This is a genomic window from Cupriavidus sp. IK-TO18 (genome assembly GCF_015549295.1).
Taxonomy (GTDB): domain Bacteria; phylum Pseudomonadota; class Gammaproteobacteria; order Burkholderiales; family Burkholderiaceae; genus Cupriavidus; species Cupriavidus oxalaticus_A.
On record NZ_JADGMP010000035.1, the window covers coordinates 1 to 23105 of the forward strand.

Below are 23105 nucleotides of genomic sequence, written 5' to 3' on the forward strand. Positions count from 1 at the left end.
CCAGGCTCTTATTGTGCAAAACCCCTCGACAGCGTGTGCTGCGAGGGGTTTTTGCTTTTTGAGTTTTGATTTTTGCTACAAGGTGGTTGGCGCCATGCTGGCGTTGCTGGTGACAGCTGTCGGCCGTTGAAGCGCCTGGTTCCGCCCTGCTGGGCGGGTCACTTTTTGTCCGAGCGCCAAAAAGTAACCAAAAAACGCGTCGCCTGAGCGGCTGGCTATCAATTCACCGGCGTCGGTGGTTCGGGCGGTGGTGATTTCCGTTCGATGTGGCTGGTGGCTGCGTCGACCCACTATTGAACGATCCCCATGCCGGGCGTAGGCCGCCTGCTGCCGACGTCAACGCGGGGACGCCTACGGCTGCGCTGCGCGGGCTCGGTATCGTAGGTCGGGGGATCGGGCACGGAGTGCATCGCTGCGCTCGCACAGCGCCGTCGTGAAAGACGCCGGGGCCGAATCTGGGCCGAGGACGTGGGCGCAGCCCGCCACCTTAGGGCCGGCGCGCAGCGCAGCCGTAGGCGTTCCTACGTCGCCGCCGGCAGCAGGGGCCATGCCCAGCTCTGGGCTCGTTCAAACATCGCTTTTATCCCAGGCCACCGTGGCGCACCACGGCGTCAGGCAGTCCTGCCCTGCAACGAAGCAAAGCCCCGTACGAAAGCCCCGGAACACTACGATAAGAGCGGCCGCCCGCAGGGCCGTAAACGCGCTTTTTGGTTACTTTTTGCCGCTCGGGCAAAAAGTGACCCGCCCAGGAGGGCGGAACCAGACGGTTCAACGGCCGAGAGCATGTCATCAACAGCGACAGCGGGCGCTAAAAGCCGCCGCCAGCATGTCACCAGCCGCAATCCAAAACCCCTCATGCCACCTCAACCACCCGTATCTCCACCAACAACTTCTTAAGCTCAGGCACGCAAGACCCACAGTTGCCACCAGCCTTGACGCAGGCGGTGATCTCAGCCGGCGTCTTCAGATCGTGCTTCCGCACTGCATCGCAGATGGTGTTACGCCCCACGCCAAAGCACGAGCAAACCGTCGGCCCGGCATCAGCACCTTTTTCCATCGGCTGGCCGAGTAGCAATCCGATACGATCCGCATCTTCCAGCCGCTCGCGACCGAACAAGCCTGACAGCCACGACCGCGACGGCAACTCGGGCCGGGTCGACACATAGACGCAGGCTTCGAGCTTGTCGTTGACGACATAGCCAGCGTGATAAACGCCCGCAGTACGGTCCTCGTATTCGAGCCAGTCCGCTTCCGGATCTTGCACGCCGAGCAACTCGCGCGCCCAGGTGGCACGCTCGGAGACGACTTCGCGGCCAGCAAACTCATAGCGCTGGAATTGACGGCCCTGCACGCGGGTCCAGTAGGTCAGCGCCTCCGCAGGCAGTTCTCGCCGGCTCAGCACGAACCCGTGCCAGCTGACACCAAACGGCTCGACCCGCACTGGCGTGTGCTTGAACTCCGGCTCGCCCGAAACCGGATCGACCACCGGATTGACCAGCGCGCCAACGCGCGCATCGGAACTGAACTGGCCATTCCAGTGAATCGGCACGAATACGCTGCCGCGCGGGATGCCGCCGCCATGACGCACGCGCGCCACCATCGCGCCCCAGCGGGTGCTGACACGCGCCAGCTTGCCTTCGCCCACACCGCACAGCAGCGCATCCTGCGGGTGCATGTCGACAAAGGGCTCGGGCAGGTGGTCTGCGAGCCGTGCCGACTTGCCGGTGCGCGTCATGGTGTGCCACTGGTCACGCACGCGGCCGGTGTTGAGGATCAGCGGGAAATCGTCGTCCGGTGCATTGGCGGGTGCGCGCGTCGGCGTGGCGACGAAGCGGGCCAGGCCGTCGGCGTGCGCATAGCGGCCATCGCCGAACAGGCGCTGCGAGTCGGATCCGCCATTGGCTGGCACCGGCCATTGAATCGGCTCCAGGCTGTCGTAGCTGGTCTTGTCCAGGCCAGCCAGTCCGCCGATGTCGAAAACGCGCGGCGCGTCGTCGTTGCGCCAGGCGCTCAGCCGCGCGTGCTCGTCGAAGATCTCGTGCGGCCCGGCATAGTCGAACCCATTGAAGCCCATGCGGCGTGCCACGTCGCAGAGGATGTGCCAGTCGGCGCGCGCTTCGCCCGGCGCGGCCAGGAAGGCGCGCTGGCGCGAAATGCGGCGTTCCGAGTTGGTGACGGTGCCGTCCTTTTCACCCCAGCCCAGCGCGGGCAGCAGCACGTGCGCGGCCGCGTTGGTATCGGTGCGTTCGATGATGTCGCTGGCCACCACCAGTTCGCACCTGGCGAGTGCGCGGCGCACCTGGTCGGCATCTGGCAGGCTGACGACGGGATTGGTGGCGATCACCCAGACCGCCTTGACGCGGCCGGCTTCGATCGCTTCGAAGAGCTCCACCGCTTTCAGGCCGGTGCGGTCCGCCATTACTGGCGACTGCCAGAAGCTCTGCACCACATCGCGATGCAGCGGATTGGCCAGCTCCATATGCGCGGCCAGCATGTTGGCCAGGCCGCCGACCTCGCGCCCGCCCATGGCATTGGGCTGACCGGTCAGCGAGAACGGGCCCATGCCGGGCCGGCCGATGCGGCCGGTCAGCAGGTGGCAATTGATGATGCTGTTGACCTTGTCGGTGCCAGCGGAAGACTGGTTGACGCCTTGCGAGAACGCGGTCACGGTCTTTTCCGTGCCGGCGAACAGCGCATAGAAGTCCAGCACGTCCTGCACGCCGAGCTTGCAGGCGCGGGCCACGGCGGCCGGGTCGGAGCAATCGACGGCGGCCGCCTGCAGCGCTTCATCCAGTCCCGCGGTGCTTGCGGAGATGAAGGCCGCATCGGTATGGCCTTCGCGCGCGAGGTAGCTGAGCAGGCCATTGAACAGCCAGACGTCGGTACCGGGACGAACCGCCAGGTGCAGGTCGGCCAGCTCGCAGGTGGCGGTGCGGCGCGGGTCGATCGCCACGATCTTCATCTCGGGGCGGGCTTCCTTGGCTTTGCTCAGGCGCTGGAACAGGATGGGGTGGCACCACGCGGTATTGGAACCCACCAGCACGACCAGGTCGGCTAGTTCCAGGTCTTCATAGCTGCCCGGCACCAGGTCTTCGCCAAAGGCGCGCTTGTGGCCGGCAACGGCCGACGACATGCACAGGCGCGAGTTGGTGTCGATATTGGCGCTGCCGATGAACCCCTTCATCAGCTTGTTGGCAACGTAGTAGTCCTCAGTCAGCAACTGGCCCGAGACATAGAGCGCGACCGAGTCGGGGCCGTGGCGGCGGATGATGTCGCTGAAGCCCTGCGCCACGGTATCGAGCGCACGGTCCCACGACACCGGCTGCAGCTGGCCGTCGGCATCGCGCAGCTTGGGATGGAGCAGGCGGCCTTCCAGGTCCACGGTCTCGCCCAGTGCCGAGCCCTTGACGCAGAGCCGGCCCTGGTTGGACGGATGCTGTGCGTCACCCTCGATCTCGACCTGGCCGTCGGCGCGCACCGTGGCACGCACGCCGCAGCCGACGCCGCAGTACGGGCAGGTCGTGGCGGTGGTAGTGGTCAGGGTTGCAGATACAACCGGGATGTCGGACAGGTTCACGCGTTCTCCGTGCGGGGGCGTTATATGGCTTTGGTAAGGCTCAGGCAGCGAGCGCTTCGCACTGCGCCTTGCCGAACAGCAGGCGCTGGCGCAGCGCGCCCACCGGCGTGCGGCGCTGGATCATGTCGAAATACCACGGCCCGTCCTGCACGTCGCCGTACAGCACGGCGCCGACCAGGCAGCCGTCCTGCAGCACCAAGCGCTTGTAGACGCCGCGGCGCGCGTCGCGCAGCACCAGGTCTTCGGAGCCTTCCGCACCGATGAAATCGCCGGCGGAATACAGGTCGACGCCGGTCACTTTCAGTTTAGTCGCGGTGGCCTGCTGCACGTAGCGGCGATGGCCGGCGCCGGCGAGATGGGCGGCGCACACGCGCGCCTGATCCCAGATCGGCGCGACCAGCCCGAAGGTGGCCTGGCGATGCTGGACACACTCGCCGACGGCATAGATGCGCGGATCATAGGTCTGCAGCGTGTCGTCGACGACGATGGCGCGTTCGCAGTGCAGGCCCGCGCCGGCGGCGAGTTCGATATTGGGGCGCACGCCCGCGGTCATCACCACCAGGTCGGCGGGGATTTCGCTGCCGTCCTTGAAGCGCACGCCGGTGACGCGCTCGGTACCGAGGATCTCCGCGGTCTGCGCGCCCAGCAGGAAGCGCAGGCCCTTGCGTTCCAGCGCGCCCTGGAGCAGCGTCGCGGCGGGCTTGTCGAGCTGGCGTTCCATCAGGCTGTCGGCCAGGTGCACCACGGTCACGTCCATGCCCTGGCGCAGCAGGCCGTTGGCAGCTTCCAGTCCGAGCAGCCCGCCGCCGATCACGACCGCGTGGCGGTGATTGCGCGCGGCATGCAGCATGGTCTCGACGTCCTGGATGTCGCGGAACGCGATCACGCCTTCGAGCTGGTGTCCCGGCACCGGGATGATGAACGGCTTGGAGCCGGTGGCCAGCAGCAGGCGGTCATAGCGCACCTCGCGTCCCGAGGCCGAGCGCACCACGCGGCGCGGGCGATCGATCGACACCACGGGGTCGCCGGCGAGCAGCTCGATGCCGTTCTCGTCATACCACTCGCGCGTGTTGAGCATGATGTCCGCCACCGTCTTCTCGCCAGCCAGCACCGGCGACAGCAGGATGCGGTTGTAGTTGCCATGCGGCTCGGCGCCGAACACCGTGATGTCGTACAGGTCCGGGGCGAGCTTGAGCAGCTCCTCGACGGTGCGCATGCCGGCCATGCCGTTGCCGACGACGACCAGGCGCGGACGGGCCTGGGTGGAATCGGACGGCGTCATGCCGGCATCTCCGGGGCTGGGCGTGAAGGCGGTGGTGAGCATCGGGGGGCGCGACCAAGAAGTTGGATAAAGGGCGGATCAGGCGGCCAGTTCTTCCTCGGCCTCGCGCATTGCCACGCTGGCGGCAACCCACACCTTGCCGTCGTAGACGCGCGCGCCATAGGCGTTGACCGACTGCTCCGGCGCTTCCAGGCATTCGCCGGTGCGCAGGTCGAAGTGGTGCTTGTAGATGGGCGAGGCCACCACCAGGCGCTCGCCCAGGTTGCCAACCAGCCCGCGCGACAGCACCGCTGCCTGCGAGTTGGGATCGAAGTTATCGATGGCATAGACCTCTTCGCCACGGCCGATGCGGAACACGGCGATCTGCTTGTCGTCGACCAGCGCGCATACACCAGTATTGGGCACGATGTCGCGAACGGTGCAGACCGCGGTCCAGGTGTCGGGATGGTGGGGATGGCTCATCACGTTCTCCTTGAATGCTTGCACGATCAGGCTGCTTTTGCGGGCACGGCGACCACGGGAATGTGGCCCAGCCGGGAGCGCTGCAATTTCCGTTCCTCCGGCGTGGCCGGGCGGATCTGGCCGCGCTCTTCGATGAAGACCAGGTTGTCGTCGCGGCGGTCGCTGTTGACGAAATGGCGGAAGCGCTTGCGCGTCTCGGGATCGGTCACGGCCTTCTTCCACTCGTCTTCGTAGGTGTCGACCACGTGCTGCATCTCGGTCTCCAGCTCGGCGGCGATGCCGAGCTTGTCGTCCAGCACCACGGCCTTCAGGTAGTCCAGGCCGCCTTCGAGGTTGTCGCGCCAGACGCTGGTGCGCTGCAGGCGGTCGGCGGTGCGCACGTAGAACATCAGGAAACGGTCGATGTAGCGCACCAGCGTGTCGTGGTCGAGGTCGCTGGCCAGCAGTTCGGCGTGGCGCGGCTTCATGCCGCCGTTGCCGCACACGTACAGGTTCCAGCCCTTTTCCGTAGCGATCACGCCGACGTCCTTGCCCTGCGCCTCGGCGCATTCGCGCGTGCAGCCCGATACGCCGAACTTGATCTTGTGCGGCGCGCGCAGGCCCTTGTAGCGGTTCTCCAGCTCGACGGCGAGGCCGACCGAGTCGCCCACGCCATAACGGCACCAGGTCGAGCCCACGCACGACTTCACCGTGCGCAGCGCCTTGCCATAGGCATGGCCCGATTCAAAGCCCGCGGCGATCAGCTCTTCCCAGATAAAGGGCAGCTCCTCGGCGCGCGCGCCGAACAGGTCGACGCGCTGGCCGCCCGTGATCTTCGTGTACAGGCCGTACTTCTTGGCCACCTGGCCGACGGCGATCAGGCCCTCGGGCGTGACTTCGCCGCCCGGCATGCGCGGCACCACCGAGTAGGTGCCGTCCTTCTGGATGTTGGCCAGGTAGTAGTCGTTGGAGTCCTGCAGGCTGGCGTGCTCTTCCTTCAGCACGAATTCGTTCCAGCACGAAGCCAGGATGCTGCCCACCGCCGGCTTGCAGATGTCACAGCCCATGCCGCTGCCGTGCGCTTCCAGCAGCGCGTCGAAGGTCTTGAACTTGCCCACGCGCACCAGGTGGTAGAGCTCCTGGCGCGAGAACGGGAAGTGCTCGCAGATGTGGTTGTTGACCGCCATCCCTTGCTTCTTCATCTCGGCCTTCATGATCTGCGTGACCAGCGGCACGCAGCCGCCGCAGGCGGTGCCGGCCTTGGTGCAGCTCTTGAGCGCGCCGATGCTGGTGGCGCCATCGCACACGGCGCCGCAGATCTCGCCCTTGGAGACGTTGTTGCACGAGCAGATCTGCGCGGTGTCAGGCAGGGCGTCGGCGCCCAGCGCCGGCTTGGCCTTGCCGCTGCTGTCGGGCAGGATCAGGAATTCCGGCGACTCCGGCAGCTCGATCTTGTTGAGCATCATCTGCAGCAGCGTGCCGTACTCGCTGGCATCGCCGATCAGCACGCCGCCGAGCAGGTACTTGCCGCAATCGGACACCACCAGCTTCTTGTAGACCTCCTTGCGGTCGTCGCTGAACTGGTAGATGCGCGCGCCCGGCACTGTGCCGTGCGGGTCGCCGATGCTGGCCACGTCCACGCCCATCAGCTTGAGCTTGGTGCTCATGTCGGCGCCGCCGAACTCGGCCGCCTCGCCGCGCAGGTGGCGCGCGGCCACGCGGGCCATGTCGTAGCCCGGGGCCACCAGGCCGTAGATCTTGCCGTCCCACAGCGCGCATTCGCCGATGGCGTAGATGTCCGGGTCGGAGGTGCGGCAGTTGTTGTCGACCGAGATGCCGCCGCGCGCACCGACTTCCAGGCCGCTGGCGCGCGCCAGCTCGTCGCGCGGGCGGATGCCGGCCGAGAACACGATCATGTCGGTGTCCAGATGCGTGCCGTCGGCGAACACCATGCGATGCGTGCCGTCCTCGCCGTCGACGATCTCGACGGTGTTCTTGCCGGTGTGCGCGGTCACGCCCAGGCCAGCAATCTTCTGGCGCAGCATGCGGCCGCCGCCTTCGTCGACCTGAACCGCCATCAGGCGCGGCGCGAATTCCACCACATGCGTCTGCAGGCCCATGTCGCGCAGCGCCTTGGCGCACTCCAGGCCGAGCAGACCGCCGCCGACGACCACGCCGGTCTTCGAGCGCGCGCCGCATTCCTGCATCGCTTCCAGGTCTTCGATGGTGCGATAGACGAAGCAGTCCTTGCGGTCCTTGCCCGGCACCGGCGGCACGAACGGGTAGGAGCCGGTGGCGAGGATCAGCTTGTCATAGGACAGGGTCTCGCCGGTGGAGACCTTGACCGTGCGCGCGGCGCGATCGATCTCCACCGCACGGGCGTTCAGGCGCAGCAGCATATTGTTGTGCTGCTCGAAGAAGCCCGCCGGCACCAGCGACAGGTCTTCGGCCGACTTGCCGGAGAAGAACTCGGACAGGTGCACGCGATCGTAGGCGGGACGCGGTTCTTCGCACAGGACGGTCACTTCCAGGTTGTCTGCGCCGGCTTCCGCCAGCGATTCCAGGAACTTGTGACCTACCATGCCGTGGCCGACGATGATCAGTTTCATGATGCTTTCCTTGTCCGGTAGTCAGTCTTTGCTGCTTGTGGTGCTTGTGGTGCTTGTAGTGCTTGCAGTGCTGTGGGGCGATACCAAATTCAGTTGGCCAGCGCGCTGTCGTACAGCGCCTGTTCGCGGGCCTTGTGCTCGGCGCTGAAACGGATGGCGATGGCGCAGACGGCGGCGATGGTGGCCAGCACGCCCAGCACCGTCAGCGTCTGCTGCACGTTGCCCAGGCCCTTGAGCATGAAGCCCGCGGCCACCGCGCCGACGTTGCCGCCGGCACCGATGATCCCGGCCACGCCGCCCAGCGCCTTGCGATCGATAAAGGGCACCAGGGCGTAGGTCGCGCCGCAGGCCATGTGGGTGAACAGGCCGAACATCAGCATCGCGACCACGGCCATGGCCACGTTGCCGGCCTGTGCGAACCACAGCAGGCCCAGGCCTTCGCCCAGGATCAGCACGAACAGCAGCGTGGTACGCGCATCCAGCCCGCGGCGGCGCGCCGCCTTGTCCGACAGCCAGCCGCCCAGTGCGCGGGCGAACAGCGCCAGCAGGCCAAAACTTGCCGCGGCCATTCCTGCGGCCTTCAGGCTCAGGCCGAACTGGTCGACGTAGTACATGGCGGCGATGTTGTGGATGAAGATTTCCACGCCGAAGCACGCGCCGTAGGTGATGAACAGCAGCCACACACGGTAGTTGGCGCTGGCGGCGCGGAAGCTGGCCCAGCCACCGCCCTTGCCGCCATCCTTGCCGCTGATAGCGATGCCTTGAGCGCGCAGGTCCGAGTAGTTGCCTTCCGGGCAATCCTGGGTGAAGCGGTAATAGACCACTGCCATCGCCAGCATCAGCACGCCCGGCACCAGCAGCGCGATGCGCCAGCCGAAGGCGTGATCCGCACCCATCATCAGCACGGCGGCCAGCAGCAGCGGCATGATGGCCTGCGCGGCGCCGCCGCCGGCGTTGCCCCAGCCGGCCGCGGCCGCGTTGGCGGTACCGACCACGTTGGGCGCAAACATCACCGAGGTGTGGTACTGCGTGATGACGAAGCTGGCGCCGACCGCGCCGATCAGCAGGCGGAACACCAGGAAGGTCTCGTAGTTCTGCGCCAGCGCCACGCCCAGCACGGGCAGCGCGCCCAGCGCCAGCAGGCCGGTATAGGTCTTGCGCGGGCCGAAGCGGTCGCACATCGGCCCGATCACCAGGCGCACCAGAATGGTCACGGCCACCGCCGCGATGTTGATGTTGGCGATCTGGCCCGGGGTCAGGCCGAACTCGCCCTTGAGCACCGGCATCAGCGGCGCGCAGGCAAACCACGCGAAGAAACAGACGAAGAACGCCATCCAGGTCAGGTGGAAGGCGCGCATCTGCGGGGTGCTCAAGCTCAGCAGCTCGATGCGGGTGGCTTTGCCGGTCATCGTCACTTGCTCCAAAAAAAACAAATGGCGTCCCGCGAGCCGGCACATCGATGGTCTGATGAGCCAGTTCAGGGGACGCCGTTGTCCTGACAGCCGCTACATGGGATAGCCGCTGCGCTGTGTGGGATGGGCCGGTCGCCGTTGACGGGCCCGGACCACATTACGCAAGGGGTGTGCCAGAACGCGAAGTGACGGTGAATGGGGGTTTGGAGCGCGCAGTGGCGCCGGCGGCAAGCCCCGATGCGCTGTGCTGGGGCGGTTGGCGGACCGCCGGCACAGTCATGGTGCAGTGCGGTGTGCCGCGCCGGTGCGGCGCAGCAAGGGACGGCAGCGGGTTATTGCTTGCCTTCGGTGCGGCGTGGAGCAACGGGAACGACCTGCATGTCGCGCGGAGACACCAGCACATTGTCCTCGTCGACCAGCGCCGCGCGCACCAGCTTGCCGCTGGACTGCGAGCGGATCTGGACCGGGCCTTCGCCGCAGGACGTCATGTGCCTGTCGCCCCATTGCATCAGGCCGATCAACACCGGCAACAACTCGACGGCGGCGCGCGTGGGGCGGTACTCGAAGCGCTCGCGTTCGCCGGGCTCGCGGTAGCTGACCTTACGCAGCAGGCCGGCTTCGGTCAGCGTCTTGAGCCGTGCGGACAGCACGGCCGGAGAGCATTCGAGCCGCCGCAGGAACTCGTCGAAGCGCGTGACGCCGTGGAATACGTCCCGCAGGATAAGAATCGTCCACTTTTCACCGACCAGCGAAAGCGTGGCGGCGATCGAGCATTGGCGGAGGTCAGACGCGGTGGCGTTCATCATGCCGGAAGCTTAGCATGCTGACTTCATTTGCAAAAGTCAGGTTATTGCCTATACTCTGGCTACGAATAGTGTATTCAGGGGTATGGCATGACAGGCAGGAGCCGATCGACGACAGCGCACGCAGCCAGCGAACCACTGGCAGAAAGCTGGCCGGTGGGCCGGGGTGGGCAGGTGATGGTGCGCCGCACGCACGAGCAGGATCGCGGCGCGCTGCGCGCCATGATCGATGGCCTGTCGCGTGAAAGCCGCTACTTCCGCTTCCTGACCGGTGGGCGGGTGGTCGACCAGGTCGTCGACGGGCTGGCCCGGCCCGCGCCGGGCAGCGTGGCGCTGGTGGTAGTCGCGCCCGACGCGCAAGGGACGCCGGCGATCGTCGCCAGCGCCGAATACGTCGTGACCGGCCGTGTCGCCGAATTTGCGGTGGTCGTCGCCGATGGCTGGCAAGGGCAGGGCCTGGGCCGGCGCCTGATCACGCGGCTGCGCGACCATGCCCGCGCGGCTGGCTTGCGCGCCATGCGCGGCGACGTGCTCAGCGAGAACCGCCGCATGCTGGCGATCCTGCGGGGCCTGGGCTTCAGCAGCCGGCGCAATCCGGAGGACAGCTTCCTGCACGAAGTCTCGATGACGCTGCGGGAGGAAGCGGGCAGCGGCCAGCGGCTGCCGGCGGACTGGTTCGGCGCGTACTGAGCGCTACGCCAGGCTCAGCCGGCATCGCGCTTGCCGCGCGAAGTCGCCGTGCAACCGACCGAAGCGGTGATGATGCTGGCGATCGCCAGCCACTGCAGCGGGCTCAGCTGTTCATGCAGGAACACCAGCCCCGCCAGCGCGCCCATGGCCGGCTCCATGCTCAGCAGGATGCCGAAGGTGCGCCGGTGCAGGCGCTTGAGCGCCACCATTTCCAGCGAATAGGGAATCGCACTGGACAGCACGCCCACCGCCAGCCCCGCCAGCAGCAGCGGCGGGCTGAGCAGCGCGCTGCCGGCGTGCGCCACCCCGAACGGCAGCACCACCAGCGCTGCCATGGTCAGTCCCAGCGAGGTAGCCTGGCCGCCGTGCGCGTTGCCGGCCTTCTGCCCGAATACGATATAGAGCGCCCAGCCCACGCCGGCGGCCAGCGCGTAGCCGATGCCGACCGGATCGAGCGTGCCGGCCGCCTCGCCAATCGGCAGCAACAGCAGCAGGCCCGTTACCGCGCACGCAATCCACAGGAAGTCGATGGCGCGCCGTGACGACAGCACCGCCACTGCCAGCGGCCCGGTGAACTCGATGGCAATCGCCAGCCCCAGCGGTACCGTGCGCAGCGACATGTAGAACAGCAGGTTGGTCGCGCCCAGCGCCGCGCCATACAGCGTGATCGCCTCCGCATTGGCGCGCGTCAGGGGGATGCGCCACGGCCGCCATACACACAGCAGGATCAGGGCCGAGAAGCTGACGCGAAGCGCCGTGGTGCCTTGCGCGCCGAGCGCGTCGAACAGATGCTTGGCGAACGACGTGCCGACGCATAGCGAGGCCATCGAGCCGGTCAGGGCCAGGACAGCAATAAGGGTCGAGCTTTTTCCGGAGGTGGTGTGCGGCAATTGGAGTCCTGGGGGAACGCTCGCGTCTGGTGCGCGATGCAGCCGCATCATGCGGCAAGTTCCTCCAGGGCGCCATATACAGGTTTTGGTGCGCGGCGCTGTACAGTTGTTCCGGCCCGCGCCCGCGCTCGATGGCTATGCACCGCCTTGCGCGCGTAGTCGGGGGCAGCGCCCCGGCAACTCTGCCAATCTGCCGCCGTGCCGTTCAGCGTGGCGCTGCAGGTGCTGGAGCAGGTGCTGGTGCTGGAGCAGGTGCTGGTGCTGGTGCTGGTGCTGGTGCAGGGGCCGGTGCAGGGGCCGGTGCAGGGGCCGGTGCGGCTGCCGGTGCCTGCGCCTGCGCCTGCGCCGCACGTGGCGCTGCAGCTACCGGGACCGGTGCTTGCGCCGGGCGTGGCGCTGCCGCAGCCGGCGCCCGCGGCGCGGCCGGTGCCGCCGGTCCGGGTGGCGCAGGGCGGGCGCCATTGCCCCCGTTGTCCGTTACCTCCCGCCAGCCGCCGCCGAGCGCCTTGTACAGCGATACCCGGCTGGTCAGCCCCGCCAGCTTGTACGTGACCAGCGACTGTTGCGCGGCATAGAGCTGGCGCTGCGCATCGAAGACGCCGAAGTAGTCATCGACCCCGTTCTTGAAGCGCATCTCCGACAGCCGCCGCGTCTCGCTGCCTTCGCGCACCAGCGCTTCCTGCGCCTTGACCTGGCGCTCGTAGGTCGCGCGCGCCGCCATGCTGTCGGCCACTTCGCGGAAGGCGGTCTGGATGGTCTTCTCGTAGTTGGCCACGTTGATGTCCTTGCGCACGTTGGCGGCATCCAGCCCGGCACGATTGCGCCCGCCATCAAAGATCGGCACCGTCAGCTGCGGCGCGAACAGCCAGGCCATGCCGCCGGAGAACAGCCCCGCCAGGCTGGTGCTGGCCACGCCCAGCGCGCCAGTCAGCGAGATGCGCGGGAAGAACGCCGCGCGTGCGGCGCCGATATTGGCGTTGGCGGCCTTGAGCTGGTGCTCGGCGTCGAGGATGTCGGGGCGCCGCGTCAGAAGGCTCGATGGCAGCCCCTCCGGGAACTCTTGCATCAGCGTGCGCGGCTCGAGCGGGTCTGCCGCCGCGCCAGCGGCCGGGTTGCCGCCCTCGGCGATCGACTTCGGCAACTGGGTGCCGACCAGCAGTGTCAGCGCGTTCTCGTCCTGCGCCACCTGCCGCGTGTACTGTTCCACGCCGACCTGCGCCGTCTGCACCTGGGTTTGCACGCGATGCTGGTCCAGCTGCGCCATCGCGCCCGCCTGGCGCCCGCGCCGCACCATTTCGGCCGCTTCCTGCTGCGTCTTCAGCGTGTCCTGCGACAGCCGCAGCAGCTCGCGGTCGGCGCGCAGCGTCAGGTAGGCGTTGGCAACCTCCGCCACCAGCGCAATCTGCGCGCTGCGGCGCGCTTCCTCGGTGGCCAGGTATTGCTCCAGCGCCGCATGCTTGAGGCTGCGCACCCGGCCGAAGAAATCGAGTTCGAATGCGGTGAAGCCGATGCCGGCGTTGTAGGTGGTGATCTGCTGCGACTGGCCCGGCGCACGCACCCGCGACGGCAGGCGCTGCGACGCCATGCCGGCATTGGCCTCCACCGTCGGGAACTGCGCCGCGCGTTCGATCTGGTAGAGCGCGCGGGCTTCGTCGATGGAAAGCGTGGCTATGCGCAGGTCGCGGTTGTTCGCCAGCGCGAGTTCGATCAGCTGGCGCAACTGCGGGTCGAGGAAGACATCGCGCCAGCCGAGATCGGCGGCGGAAGGCCCGGGCGGCTGTACCGCCTGAGCACGCTGGCCAGGCTGGCCGGCGGCGGCCTGCGGCGTGCGGTAGGCGGCGCCATCCGGAAACGCCGAAGGGATCGGCGCGTCGGGCCGCTGGTATTGCGGCTCCAGCGTGCAGGCTGCGAGCGCCAGTGACAGCGCCAACACCGAGGCGCGGGGCAGCAAGCGTTGTGCAGGGGAGGAGTGGCGGCTCAGGCTTCGCATGAAGGGTTTCCGGAGAGTCAGGGAAAGGCAGTCTTTGTTTAGCCCAGCAGCGCGCGCCGCATGAAGCGCGAGATCGCCAGCCGCGGCTGGCCCTGGCGGGCAATGTTGTGCGCGGGATCGCTGAACAGCAGGCGGATCAGGCTGTGACGCGCCGCCATGTCGGCATGCAGCGCGATGCCAAGCAACTGGTTATCGCGCCGTACCACGCGACATGGAATCCAGCCGGTCTGCGCCAGCCACAGCGCGCCTTCGGCGCCAGGGTGGAAGGCGGCGGCCAGCGGCGTCGTCACGGCCACGCCGTTGCAGGACAGGTCGTGCGTGGTGACGCGGTATTCGCGCCCGTCCACGCGCAGCAAGGCCGCGGCGCGATGCGGGAAACGCTCTTCCTTGCGCGGCCGCGGCAGCTCCACGCAGACCAGGAACGAAGCCAGGTAGAGCATCAGCGCCACGCCCGTCCATATCGTATTGAAGGCCAGCCCCTGCGCATCGGCATCGACCACCAGCGCGCGCCCCAGTCCCAGCGCCGATAACGCCAGCAGGCTCGCGTACAGCGCCGCGAACTTGCCGTGGATCACCAGCTTCGAACGGTCCAGTCCCTTGTTGGTGACCTTGAACGGCCGCCCGAACGGCTTGAACATCGCGCTGACCAGCGACACTGTCACCGCCAGCGACGCGACGATCTGCGTGACTTCGGTAAAGATCGGCAGCGCGCGCTGGCCGGTGATCCAGATGCTGTAGGCCCAGTACGCCACCAGCGCGGGCAGGCCGTAGGCGAGGAATTGCAGCGGCTCGCCGTACAGCGTGGAGACGCCGAAATACCAGTACAGCAGCGGCCCCGCCAGCAGCATCAGCGTGAACGGCCGCGACATCCAGTGCAGCAGCCCGTGCACGTAGTGCAGCCGCTGCACCGCGGTGTAGCCGGGACCGCGCAGCGGCCCGTCGGAGGTCAGCGCCACCTGCACCGTGCCCAGCCCCCAGCGGCTGCGCTGGCTGATGTACTCGGGCAGCCCTTCGGCGGACAGTCCCACGCTGAGCCGCTCGTTGAGCCAGCGCGTGATATAGCCGTGCCGCAGCAGCCGGTAGGTGAGGTGGATGTCTTCGGTCACGGTGCCGGTCGGGAAGCCGCCGATGTGTTCGATCAGGTCGCGCCTCACCACGAACGAGGTGCCGATGCAGAACGCGGTGCCCCACGCGTCCTTGGCCGGCTGCATCACGTCGAAGAACGCGCGCTGCTCGTCGACCCAGCACTCGGTGGCGCGCAGGTTGTACTGGATCGGGTCAGCGTTGTAGTAGAACTGGGGGGTCTGCACCACGCCCACGCGCGGGTTGTCGAACAGGCCCACGGTGCGCAGCAGGATGTTGCGGTGGGGCGCGAAGTCGGCGTCGAGCACCAGGATGTACGGCGCGCCGCCGGCTTCGGCGCTGTGGCGCAGGCCGTTGTTGAGATTGCCGGCCTTGGCGTGCGCATTGTCCGGGCGGGTCACGTAGTAGGCGCCGACGCGGCCGCAGAATTCACGCAGCCAGTCGCGGCGCGTGTCGTCGAGCACCCAGACGCGAAAATCGGGATAGTCGATCGCCAGCGCCGAAACGATGGTCTTCTCCAGGATGTCCAGTCCTTCGTTGTAGGTGGCGATGAAGATGTCCACGCGCGGCACGTGTGCGGCGCGGCGCAGCGCGGATTCGCCGGCGTCGGCCGCGGGCGAGTGGTTGCTGTTGCGGCTGAGCACCACGATCGACAGCAGCGTGTAGGCCAGCGTCATGCACTCGAAGGCGAAGAACACATGCGCCCATGCGCTGGCGAAGGTCGGCTGCCATGGGGGCAGCGTCTCGCGCACGCGCCAGGTCACGTAGACCATCAGCAGCAGGAAGGTGATGCCGCCGAACAGCATGCGGTCAGCCGGCCGCTCCTGGCGGCACAGCAGCGTCAGCAGCACCATCGCCAGCAGCACGCCGCCGTTGATGGCCAGCAGCGACTGGTTCTCGAGAAAGAGGGTGAACATCGTCAGTCCTTGCCGGGGGCGTTGGTGTTGGTGGCGTTGGTGGTGCCGGTATTGGCCGCGGCGATGGCAGGCGGCGGGCACGACGGGTCCAGGCAGCCGCCGGGGCGGAACGGATTCCAGCGCGCTGCCGCGAGCACGGCCCACGCGGTGGCGCCAAGATGCGGCAGGTGGAAGTAGTGGAAGTCTTCGGTGGTCGACGTGGGCCCGATCGACAGCCCCGTGCTGATGCGCGCATCGGGCGTGGCGTAGAGCATGCCCGAGGGAGCGCGCTGCGACAGCAGCAGCGGCCACAACGGCTGCGCCTGTTGCGCGCGGCCAGCGGCCTGCAGCACCAGCGCGGCCTGGCCGGTGCCTTCGGTCCAGATGCCGTCCGGGCTGGCCTTGAAGCCGTAACCCGCGCCGGCGCGATGGCGTGCATCGACCCAGCCCAGCGCGCGGTACCAGTCCCGCGGCGTATCGGGCAGGGCGATCAGCGGCCACAGCACGGCATCGAGTGCGGACGGGCCGGCATTGAGGCCGCGGCCGTCGTCCTTGGTGCCGATCACGAAGCGGCCCTCGCGCGGCTGCCACATGGCATTGACAAAGCCGCGCGACAGCGCCGCGCCGTCGCGCCAGCGCGGGTCGTTGCGCAGGCTGGCGAGCCAGCTGAAGGCGGCATAGGTATCGACGTTGTGCTCGGTCGATTTCCAGCCCTGGCGGATCTGCCTGGGCTCGTGGCCGAAGAAACCGCCGGTATAGGCCGCGGGCGCACCGGTATCGGGCACGCTCGCGTGGACCCAGCCCATCAGCGCAGCGGCGCCGTCCAGGTAGCGTGCGTCGCGCGTGGCTTCGTGCACGGCGAGCAGCAGCAGGGCGGCCCAGGCGACGTTGCCGGTGGCGGTGCCGGCCTGGTAGGCGTCCTCGAACCAGCGCTTGCTGGGCTCGTCCCACCAGCCGGGCAACGGTGCCGGCCCTGCGGGCAGCGGGCCGGCGCGATAGGCGTTGCGCAGCCGTGCGTCGCGATAGTGGCGGTCCTGCCGGCTCGCCTGCAGCACGGCGTCGGCGATGCGGCGCGCTTCGGCGGGACGCTTGCACGCCACCAGCGCGATGCCGGCCAGCGCGTTGTCGTAGACGAAGGCGGCGTTGCGCAGCGCCGGCACCAGCGGCTCGCCGCCCGGTGCGGGCTCATAGCTGGCGAGGAAGACCGGGCCGTTGCCGGCTTCACGGCCGACACGCTCGGCCAGTACCTTGCAGCCTTCGGCCAGCAGGGTTTGCTGCGACGCCTGCGCATGCGCGGCGGCCGGGGCGAGTGCGAGCGCTGCCGGCAGCAACAGTGCAGCGGCTAGCCGGCGCATGCGCGGTGGAGGCAACGGTGGTCGGATCATGCTCGTCTCCGTGGTGTCCGTTCAGGCCCGTTCAGGTCGGTGGCTCAAGTCAGCGATGCCCGCAGCTGCCCCAGCCAGCTTTGATCAAGCGTCACGCGTGCCCAGCGGCCCATGCCGCAGTGGCCCGAGGTCGCCGGTGCGGTACCGCCCGCGCTGGCCGTGGTCGCCGATGCGGCCGCATTCGGCTTGTCCGGCAGCTTGCCCAGCGGCCGGTCGAGCTTGGCGATGACGTAGATCTCGTTCTTCTCGATCGGCGGGAACGGCACGAAGTAGCGCGCCTGGTCGCCGTCGGGCGCGCGCGGCAGGACCTCCGCCACCGATGCCGGCAGCGCCGCCGGCAGTCCGTCGACATGCACGTTCAGGCGCGCCCCCGGCAACAGGTTGTCGCTGAGGCTGCGCGGGAATACCGCCACCACGCGCGTCTGCGCGCAGTTGCTGGCGCGTGCCAGCGTGGCGCCCGCTGCCACGCGCATGCCGGGTTGCGCGATCAGGTCTTCGATGGTGCCGGCCTCGGTCGAGCGGATCTCAAGGTTGGACAGCCGGTCGATGCGCTGCTGCTCGGTGGCGAGCAGCTCGTCGACTGACTTGCCGTACGCCTCGAGTTGCTCCAGTTCGGCGGTCAGCTGCGCGGATTCGGCGCTCAGCGCCTGGCGCCGCTGCGACAGAGAAGCGCTGGGGCCGTCCGCCGACGAGGCATAGACCTTGTTGCGCGACGCTTCGCTTTCGCCGACGGCGCTGTCCAGTTCGGCTTTCACCGCGGCCTTGGCGTTGGTAAGCATCGACAACTGGTAGCGCGATGCATTGGTGTAGGCCTCGCTCACCGCGCCTGCCCACTGCATGTTCTGGTTGCGGTTGACGACCTCCTGCTGCTGGTCCTCCTGCGCGGTGGCCGACGCCAGCCGCGCCTGCAGCGCACGCACGCGCGTCGCATGCTCGCGCTGCGCGGCGCTGTTGTAGCGCTGCAGGTCCTGCTCGGTGGCGCCCATCAGCCGGCGGTTCGATTCCAGCCGCGCCCGCGCGGAATCGTAGCGCTGCTGCGTATCGAGCTTCTTGCCGGTCAGCTCGACCAGCAGCGAGCGGTCGATGTTCGGGTTCTGCACCACCATCAGCGGCTGGTTGGCGGTGAAGCTCTGGCCCGCTGCCACCTTCTGCTGCATGACGATGCCTTCGACCGGCGAGGTCACCAGGCTGACGGGACTATTGATCACGGCACGCTCCGACGAACGCGTAAACACATTCGGAAACATAATCGTCAGCACCGCCCACACAATGAACAGCACCACGCCATAGCCGGCCATGCGCGGCACGATATGCCACAGCGGTATGGCGACCGGCTGCTGGCGCTGGACCACCCCGTCACCGTGCGGCTGGCGCTGCGATGCGGGGGCCAGCGTGTTACGCGGCGGGTGTGTGGAAGGCGGAGGTGGGTTGTTGCGCTGGTCGGCCATGGTCGTTGTTCTCCGGCAAGCAAGTCAAAAGCGTCCCTTCCGGCTGCACGCAACGCATGCCGGACGAGCAAATTCGCAGGCAAGCGCGTGGCGTCGCGCAAGAGCTGTCGCGCGATGCCCGGGCCTGCTAGTCCCCAATTCAGCTTGTTGTCTGCAGCACGCGCGCTGAGGCAGTCAGCCGCTGCGGCGCACTTTGCATCGGACCTCGGTCCGGTCCGTGGATTTGCCCGGTCTGTTTCGGGCAGCGTTGAACAATGGCCGATCGCTGCTGCGAGCAGCAAGGCGATGGCCACGAGGTGGCAGCCTGTTGACGCTAAGATTCATGCACTCAGGCCGCCGCGCGTGAGTTAAGGCTAGTCAGTTGCCCCTTGGCTTGCTGTAAGAATGTGTAAGGGGAGGTCCTAGTCCTGCTTAATACGGCCTTCATAATGGCAGTTGCGACAGCAAGACGCGACGGGCGCGCGCAGGGGCCGGGAACGTTGTCTGGCGCGGGCTGCAGACTTTCGGACAGGCGCTGACTAAGCGCTGGCTTACCGTTGCGGGTGATCATCCGCAGCAAGCGGCGGCGCGACTTGTTCCAGCGGACGCCGTTCGGCATCGATGCCATAACGCAACGCCAACAGGCCAGCGATGGTGACGAGTGCCGCACCGAGGCCATAGCCCGCTGCCACCGCCTCGCGGCTGCCGCTCTCGATCAACGCACCCAGCAACAATGGCGCGATAAAGCCACCGGTGCCCGTGCCGAGGGCGTAGAACACCGAGATCGCGAGGGCACGCATTTCCAGCGGGAACACTTCGCTGGCGGTGAGATAGGCGGAACTCGCTGCCGCCGAAGCCAGGAAGAACACGGCCGACCAGCACAACGCCTGCGCGCGCGCATCGAGCCAGCCTTCGACAAAGGCCCAGCCGGTCAGCGCCAGCCCGATGCCGGCAAGCACATAGGTCGCGGCAATCATGCGCCGGCGTCCGATATGGTCGAACAGGGGGCCCAGCAGGAAGGGCCCGGCGGCATTGCCCAGCGCGAACGGGAAGATGTAGAGCGCCACACTCGCTTCCGGCACGTGGTAGAAGCGCGTCAGCACCAGCGCATAGGTAAAGAAGATGGCGTTGTAGAAGAACGCCTGCGCCACCATCAGCGCCAGCGTGATCGTGCTGCGCTGGCGATAGCGCCGCAGCAGCAGGCGCAAGACCTCGCCCACGCCGGGGGCAGCGCGCGGGCGCATCGCGACCGCGGCGCAATCGGAAGCAACCGGCGGCAGCGGCCCATGGCTCGCGCGCACCTCGGCTTCGATCGTGGCGACCACGCGCTCGGCTTCCTCCAGACGTCCGTGCGTGGCCAGCCAGCGCGGACTCTCGGGCACGTGCCGGCGCACCAGCACGATCGCCACTGCCAGCAGCGCGCCCAGCGCAAAGCAAGCGCGCCAGCCCCATACCGGCCCAAGCACGCGCGCATCGAGCAGCAGCAGGCTCAGGCCCGCGCCCAATGCCGCGCCGAGCCAGAAGCTGCCGTTGATCGCCAGGTTGACGCGCCCGCGCACGCGCGCGGGGATCAGTTCGTCGATGGCGGAATTGATTGCCGCGTATTCGCCGCCTATGCCCAGCCCGGTCAGGAAGCGGCAAGCGGCAAAGAAGGCAAAGCCCGGCGCGAACGCGGTGGCCAGCGTCGCAAGCATATAGACCGCCAGCGTGGCCAGGAACAGCCGCTTGCGCCCGAGCCGGTCGGCCATGCGGCCGAAGACCAGCGCGCCGATGACCGCGCCGAGGATGTAGAGCGAGCCGGTCCAGCCGACCTGCGTCGCGCTTAGCCCCAGCGTGTCCGGACGCTCCAGCACGGCGCCGACCGAACCCACCAGCGTGACTTCGAGCCCGTCGAGCACCCAGGCAATGCCCAGCGCCATGGTGACGCGCCAGTGCCAGCGCGACCAAGGCAGGCGGTCCAGCCGCCCGGGGATGTCGGTGCGGAATGCGGTATCGAGCGGAAGGGTGGCGAGCGCGCTATCGGCTGGCGTTGCGTTCGGCATTGCCAACCAGTATAGGCGCCGCGGCGCCCCCCCGGCTTCAGCGGTACAGCACCGTGGGCAGCCAGAGGCCGATGCCGGGGAAGACGTACAGCATTGCCAGCGCGATCAGCTGGATGCCCATGAATGGCAGCATGCCGAGGAAGATTTGGTTCAGCGTCACGTGCGGCGGCGCCACGCCCTTCAGGTAGAACGCGGCCATTGCCACCGGCGGCGACAGGAACGCGGTCTGCAGGTTCAGCGCCACCAGCAGGCCGAAGAACAGCGGATCGATGCCGAAGTTATCCAGCAGCGGGATGAAGATCGGCATGAAGATGATGATGATCTCGGTCCATTCCAGCGGCCACCCGAGCAGGAAGATGATGATCTGGGCCAGGATCATGAACTGCACCGGCGACAGGTTCAGCGACAGCACCCATTGCTCGACCAGCGCCTGCCCCCCCAGCAGCGCGAACGCCGCCGAGAAGATCGACGAGCCCACGAACAGCCAGCACACCATGGCGCTGGTCTTGGCCGTCAGAAGTACCGATTCCTTGACCACGCGGAAATTGAGCTGGCGATAGGCGGCTGCCAGCAACGCGCCGCCCAGCGATCCCACCGCGGCCGCTTCTGTCGGCGTGGCCAGCCCGAAAACGATCGAGCCCAGCACCGCCAGGATCAGCAGCGCCAGCGGGAAGAACGACGACAGCAGCATCTTGAAGATCTCCAGCCGGGCAAAGCTGAAGCGCCAGTAGAAATAGACCATCAGCACCACGACCACACCTAGCGTGACCCAGAACCAGCGCGGCGCGGGTGATGCCGCGGCCGCTGCGGGCGCCGGCTGTACATCCTGCGGCGCGGAAGCCGCGGCGGCGGTCGTATCCGCCGCCGGTGCCGGCACGGTCCCCGGTGGGATCGGAGTTTCCTCCGGCGGCGCCTGCAGCTCATCGAGCGGCGCGCTGCTTTCCTCGGCACCGCCCAGCGCCAGCGGCGCTTCGGCGGCGACGCTGGCGGCGGGCGCGGTGATGGCCTCGTACAACGTGCCCATGATCACTGCCACGGCCAGCGCGGGCAGCAAGACGATGCCCAATTGGCGCGCGAACGCCGCGGTGGATACGTCTGCATTGCGCGGGCCCTTGAGTGCGCGCAGCATGCCGGCGCCGAAGGCGGGCAGTGCGCGCACCGCGCCGCCAGCCTGCAGCGTGCCGGCCAGTGCCGGCAGCGGCACCGCACGTTCGTCTTCGGGCAGCGGCGGCGCCATTTGCGGCCTGAGCTTGGCGATGAGCAGGATGTACAGGATGTAGAGGCCGGTCAGCATCAGCCCCGGGAAGAACGCGCCGGCATAGAGCTGCACCACCGAGACGCCCGCCGTGGCGCCATACACGATCAGCAGCACCGACGGCGGGATCAGGATGCCCAGGCATCCGCCGGCAGTGACCGCGCCGGCCGACAGCGCCGTGCTGTAGCCGGCGCGCAGCATCGCGGGAAATGCCAGCAGGCCCATCAGCGTGACCACCGCGCCGACAATGCCGGTGGCGGTCGCGAAGATCGCGCACGTCACCAGCGTGGCCACCGCCAGCGAGCCGGGAATCCAGGCCAGCGCCAGGTGCAGGCTGCGGAAGAGCTTCTCGATCAGGTTGGAGCGCTCGACCAGGTAGCCCATGAAGACAAAGAGCGGGATCGAGATCAGCACGTCATTGGTCATGACGGCATAGGCCCGCTGCACCATCAGGTCCAGCGTCTGCTGCACCGCGATCTCGGGGTTGGCGTGGCGATAGGCCAGCCATGAGAACAGCACGCCCATGCCCATCAGCGTGAACGCGGTGGGAAAGCCCAGCATGATCGCCACCACGATCAGCGCCAGCATCAGCAGGCCGAGATGCCCGTTGGTCCAGTCGCCGGGCGCGGGCATGAACCAGATCACGGCGCCGACAATCAGCGCCATCAGCGTCACGCCGAACCAGAGTTCCTTTCTCATCGCGCGGCGTCCTCGCGGTGGGGTGGCGGGGGCGTGTCAACCAGCTCGGCGGTCGGCGTGCCTTGCACCATTTCCTTAAGCTTGTCGACGTCCACTTCCTCGACATCGCCTTCGCGCGGCGGCCATTGCCCGCGCCGCAGGCACAGGATGCAGCGGATAGTCTCGGCCACTCCCTGCAACAGCAACAGCGCGCCGGCAATCGGGATGACTGCCTTGAACGGGTAGATCGGCGGGCCGTCGGCGGCGATCGATGAGTGTTCGTTCTGCGCCAGCGAGACCTCGAAGAAGTCGATGCCGGCCCAGGCCAGCGCGATCACACCGGGAAAGAAGAAGGCCAGGTACAGCACCAGGTCGATCGCCGCCTGCATGCGCGGCGACAGGAAGCCATACAGGATATCGCCGCGCACGTGCCCGCGCTTGGCCAGCGTGTAGGCGCCGGCCAGCATGAACAGTGTGCCGTACATCATGTTGCTGGCATCGAACACCCACGCGTGCGGAGCGCCGAGCGCGTAGCGCGAGAACACCTCGTAGCTGATCATCAGCGTAAGCGCGATGATCAGCCACGAGCCGGCCTGGCCGACGAAGGTGCTGACCCGGTCGATGCCGAACAGCAGGCGTTGCACG

At 67.8% G+C, this 23105-nt stretch carries 15 protein-coding genes; 1 reads left to right on the plus strand and 14 read right to left on the minus strand.

The window, feature by feature from the left end; translation table 11 throughout:
- Window positions 1-853 precede the first annotated feature (853 nt).
- From IPF36_RS27025 to IPF36_RS27050, 6 genes are all read right to left on the minus strand, one after another.
- Window positions 854-3577: a nitrate reductase gene (locus IPF36_RS27025; RefSeq protein ID WP_133095384.1), complete on the minus strand. Its 2724-nt coding sequence runs from the start codon at window positions 3575-3577 to the stop codon at window positions 854-856.
- 40 nt (window positions 3578-3617) lie between these two features.
- On the minus strand, window positions 3618-4859 hold the full coding sequence (locus tag IPF36_RS27030) for an NAD(P)/FAD-dependent oxidoreductase (protein ID WP_133095383.1): 1242 nt from the start codon (window positions 4857-4859) through the stop codon (window positions 3618-3620).
- Between the two features lie 78 nt (window positions 4860-4937).
- Window positions 4938-5321, minus strand: coding sequence for a nitrite reductase small subunit NirD (nirD, locus tag IPF36_RS27035; RefSeq protein ID WP_133095411.1), 384 nt, complete (start codon window positions 5319-5321; stop codon window positions 4938-4940).
- Between the two features lie 26 nt (window positions 5322-5347).
- Window positions 5348-7909 carry a nitrite reductase large subunit NirB gene (gene nirB / locus IPF36_RS27040; RefSeq protein WP_133095382.1) on the minus strand — a complete coding sequence of 854 codons (2562 nt, stop codon included), beginning with the start codon at window positions 7907-7909 and terminating at the stop codon, window positions 5348-5350.
- An 89-nt stretch (window positions 7910-7998) separates the two neighbouring features.
- The gene (locus IPF36_RS27045; protein ID WP_133095381.1) at window positions 7999-9318 is read right to left on the minus strand and encodes a NarK family nitrate/nitrite MFS transporter; all 1320 of its coding nucleotides are present in this window, start codon (window positions 9316-9318) and stop codon (window positions 7999-8001) included.
- Window positions 9319-9653: 335 nt separating this feature from the next.
- Window positions 9654-10124, minus strand: a complete 471-nt coding sequence (locus IPF36_RS27050; RefSeq protein WP_133095410.1) for a helix-turn-helix domain-containing protein — start codon at window positions 10122-10124, stop codon at window positions 9654-9656.
- A 90-nt stretch (window positions 10125-10214) separates the two neighbouring features.
- Here IPF36_RS27050 and IPF36_RS27055 point away from each other — a divergent pair, with 90 nt between their 5' ends.
- Window positions 10215-10814 carry a GNAT family N-acetyltransferase gene (locus tag IPF36_RS27055; protein ID WP_133095380.1) on the plus strand — a complete coding sequence of 200 codons (600 nt, stop codon included), beginning with the start codon at window positions 10215-10217 and terminating at the stop codon, window positions 10812-10814.
- Window positions 10815-10828: 14 nt separating this feature from the next.
- Here IPF36_RS27055 and IPF36_RS27060 read toward each other — a convergent pair whose 3' ends face one another.
- The 8 genes from IPF36_RS27060 to IPF36_RS27095 all read right to left on the minus strand — a co-directional run bounded on the left by IPF36_RS27060 (window position 10829) and on the right by IPF36_RS27095 (window position 23104).
- Entirely contained in the window at window positions 10829-11704 is an 876-nt protein-coding gene (locus IPF36_RS27060) for a DMT family transporter (RefSeq protein ID WP_135703682.1), read from the minus strand.
- A gap of 205 nt (window positions 11705-11909) precedes the next feature.
- Window positions 11910-13694 carry an efflux transporter outer membrane subunit gene (locus IPF36_RS27065; RefSeq protein ID WP_195431449.1) on the minus strand — a complete coding sequence of 595 codons (1785 nt, stop codon included), beginning with the start codon at window positions 13692-13694 and terminating at the stop codon, window positions 11910-11912.
- A gap of 38 nt (window positions 13695-13732) precedes the next feature.
- The gene (locus tag IPF36_RS27070) at window positions 13733-15694 is read right to left on the minus strand and encodes a glycosyltransferase family 2 protein (RefSeq protein ID WP_135703684.1); all 1962 of its coding nucleotides are present in this window, start codon (window positions 15692-15694) and stop codon (window positions 13733-13735) included.
- A 2-nt stretch (window positions 15695-15696) separates the two neighbouring features.
- Window positions 15697-17058: a hypothetical protein gene (locus IPF36_RS27075; protein WP_218959729.1), complete on the minus strand. Its 1362-nt coding sequence runs from the start codon at window positions 17056-17058 to the stop codon at window positions 15697-15699.
- A gap of 44 nt (window positions 17059-17102) precedes the next feature.
- On the minus strand, window positions 17103-18506 hold the full coding sequence (locus tag IPF36_RS27080) for an HlyD family secretion protein (RefSeq protein ID WP_135703685.1): 1404 nt from the start codon (window positions 18504-18506) through the stop codon (window positions 17103-17105).
- 530 nt (window positions 18507-19036) lie between these two features.
- On the minus strand, window positions 19037-20527 hold the full coding sequence (locus tag IPF36_RS27085; RefSeq protein ID WP_135703686.1) for an MFS transporter: 1491 nt from the start codon (window positions 20525-20527) through the stop codon (window positions 19037-19039).
- Window positions 20528-20564: 37 nt separating this feature from the next.
- Window positions 20565-22481, minus strand: a complete 1917-nt coding sequence (locus IPF36_RS27090) for a TRAP transporter large permease subunit (protein ID WP_135703687.1) — start codon at window positions 22479-22481, stop codon at window positions 20565-20567.
- Complete coding sequence (locus IPF36_RS27095) at window positions 22478-23104, minus strand: TRAP transporter small permease subunit (protein ID WP_133095373.1); 627 nt, start codon at window positions 23102-23104, stop codon at window positions 22478-22480. Before IPF36_RS27095 ends, IPF36_RS27090 begins: the two co-directional genes overlap by 4 nt.
- Window position 23105 lies beyond the last annotated feature (1 nt).

Coding starts and splice junctions, on each gene's coding strand:
- nirB (WP_133095382.1), bottom strand. CDS start 7,909: ATGAAACTGATCATCGTCGGCCACGGCATGGTAGGTCACAAGTTCCTG.
- IPF36_RS27085 (WP_135703686.1), bottom strand. CDS start 20,527: ATGCCGAACGCAACGCCAGCCGATAGCGCGCTCGCCACCCTTCCGCTC.
- IPF36_RS27065 (WP_195431449.1), bottom strand. CDS start 13,694: ATGCGAAGCCTGAGCCGCCACTCCTCCCCTGCACAACGCTTGCTGCCC.
- IPF36_RS27080 (WP_135703685.1), bottom strand. CDS start 18,506: ATGGCCGACCAGCGCAACAACCCACCTCCGCCTTCCACACACCCGCCG.
- IPF36_RS27090 (WP_135703687.1), bottom strand. CDS start 22,481: ATGAGAAAGGAACTCTGGTTCGGCGTGACGCTGATGGCGCTGATTGTC.
- IPF36_RS27050 (WP_133095410.1), bottom strand. CDS start 10,124: ATGAACGCCACCGCGTCTGACCTCCGCCAATGCTCGATCGCCGCCACG.
- IPF36_RS27070 (WP_135703684.1), bottom strand. CDS start 15,694: ATGTTCACCCTCTTTCTCGAGAACCAGTCGCTGCTGGCCATCAACGGC.
- nirD (WP_133095411.1), bottom strand. CDS start 5,321: ATGAGCCATCCCCACCATCCCGACACCTGGACCGCGGTCTGCACCGTT.
- IPF36_RS27045 (WP_133095381.1), bottom strand. CDS start 9,318: ATGACCGGCAAAGCCACCCGCATCGAGCTGCTGAGCTTGAGCACCCCG.
- IPF36_RS27055 (WP_133095380.1), top strand. CDS start 10,215: ATGACAGGCAGGAGCCGATCGACGACAGCGCACGCAGCCAGCGAACCA.
- IPF36_RS27030 (WP_133095383.1), bottom strand. CDS start 4,859: ATGACGCCGTCCGATTCCACCCAGGCCCGTCCGCGCCTGGTCGTCGTC.
- IPF36_RS27075 (WP_218959729.1), bottom strand. CDS start 17,058: ATGATCCGACCACCGTTGCCTCCACCGCGCATGCGCCGGCTAGCCGCT.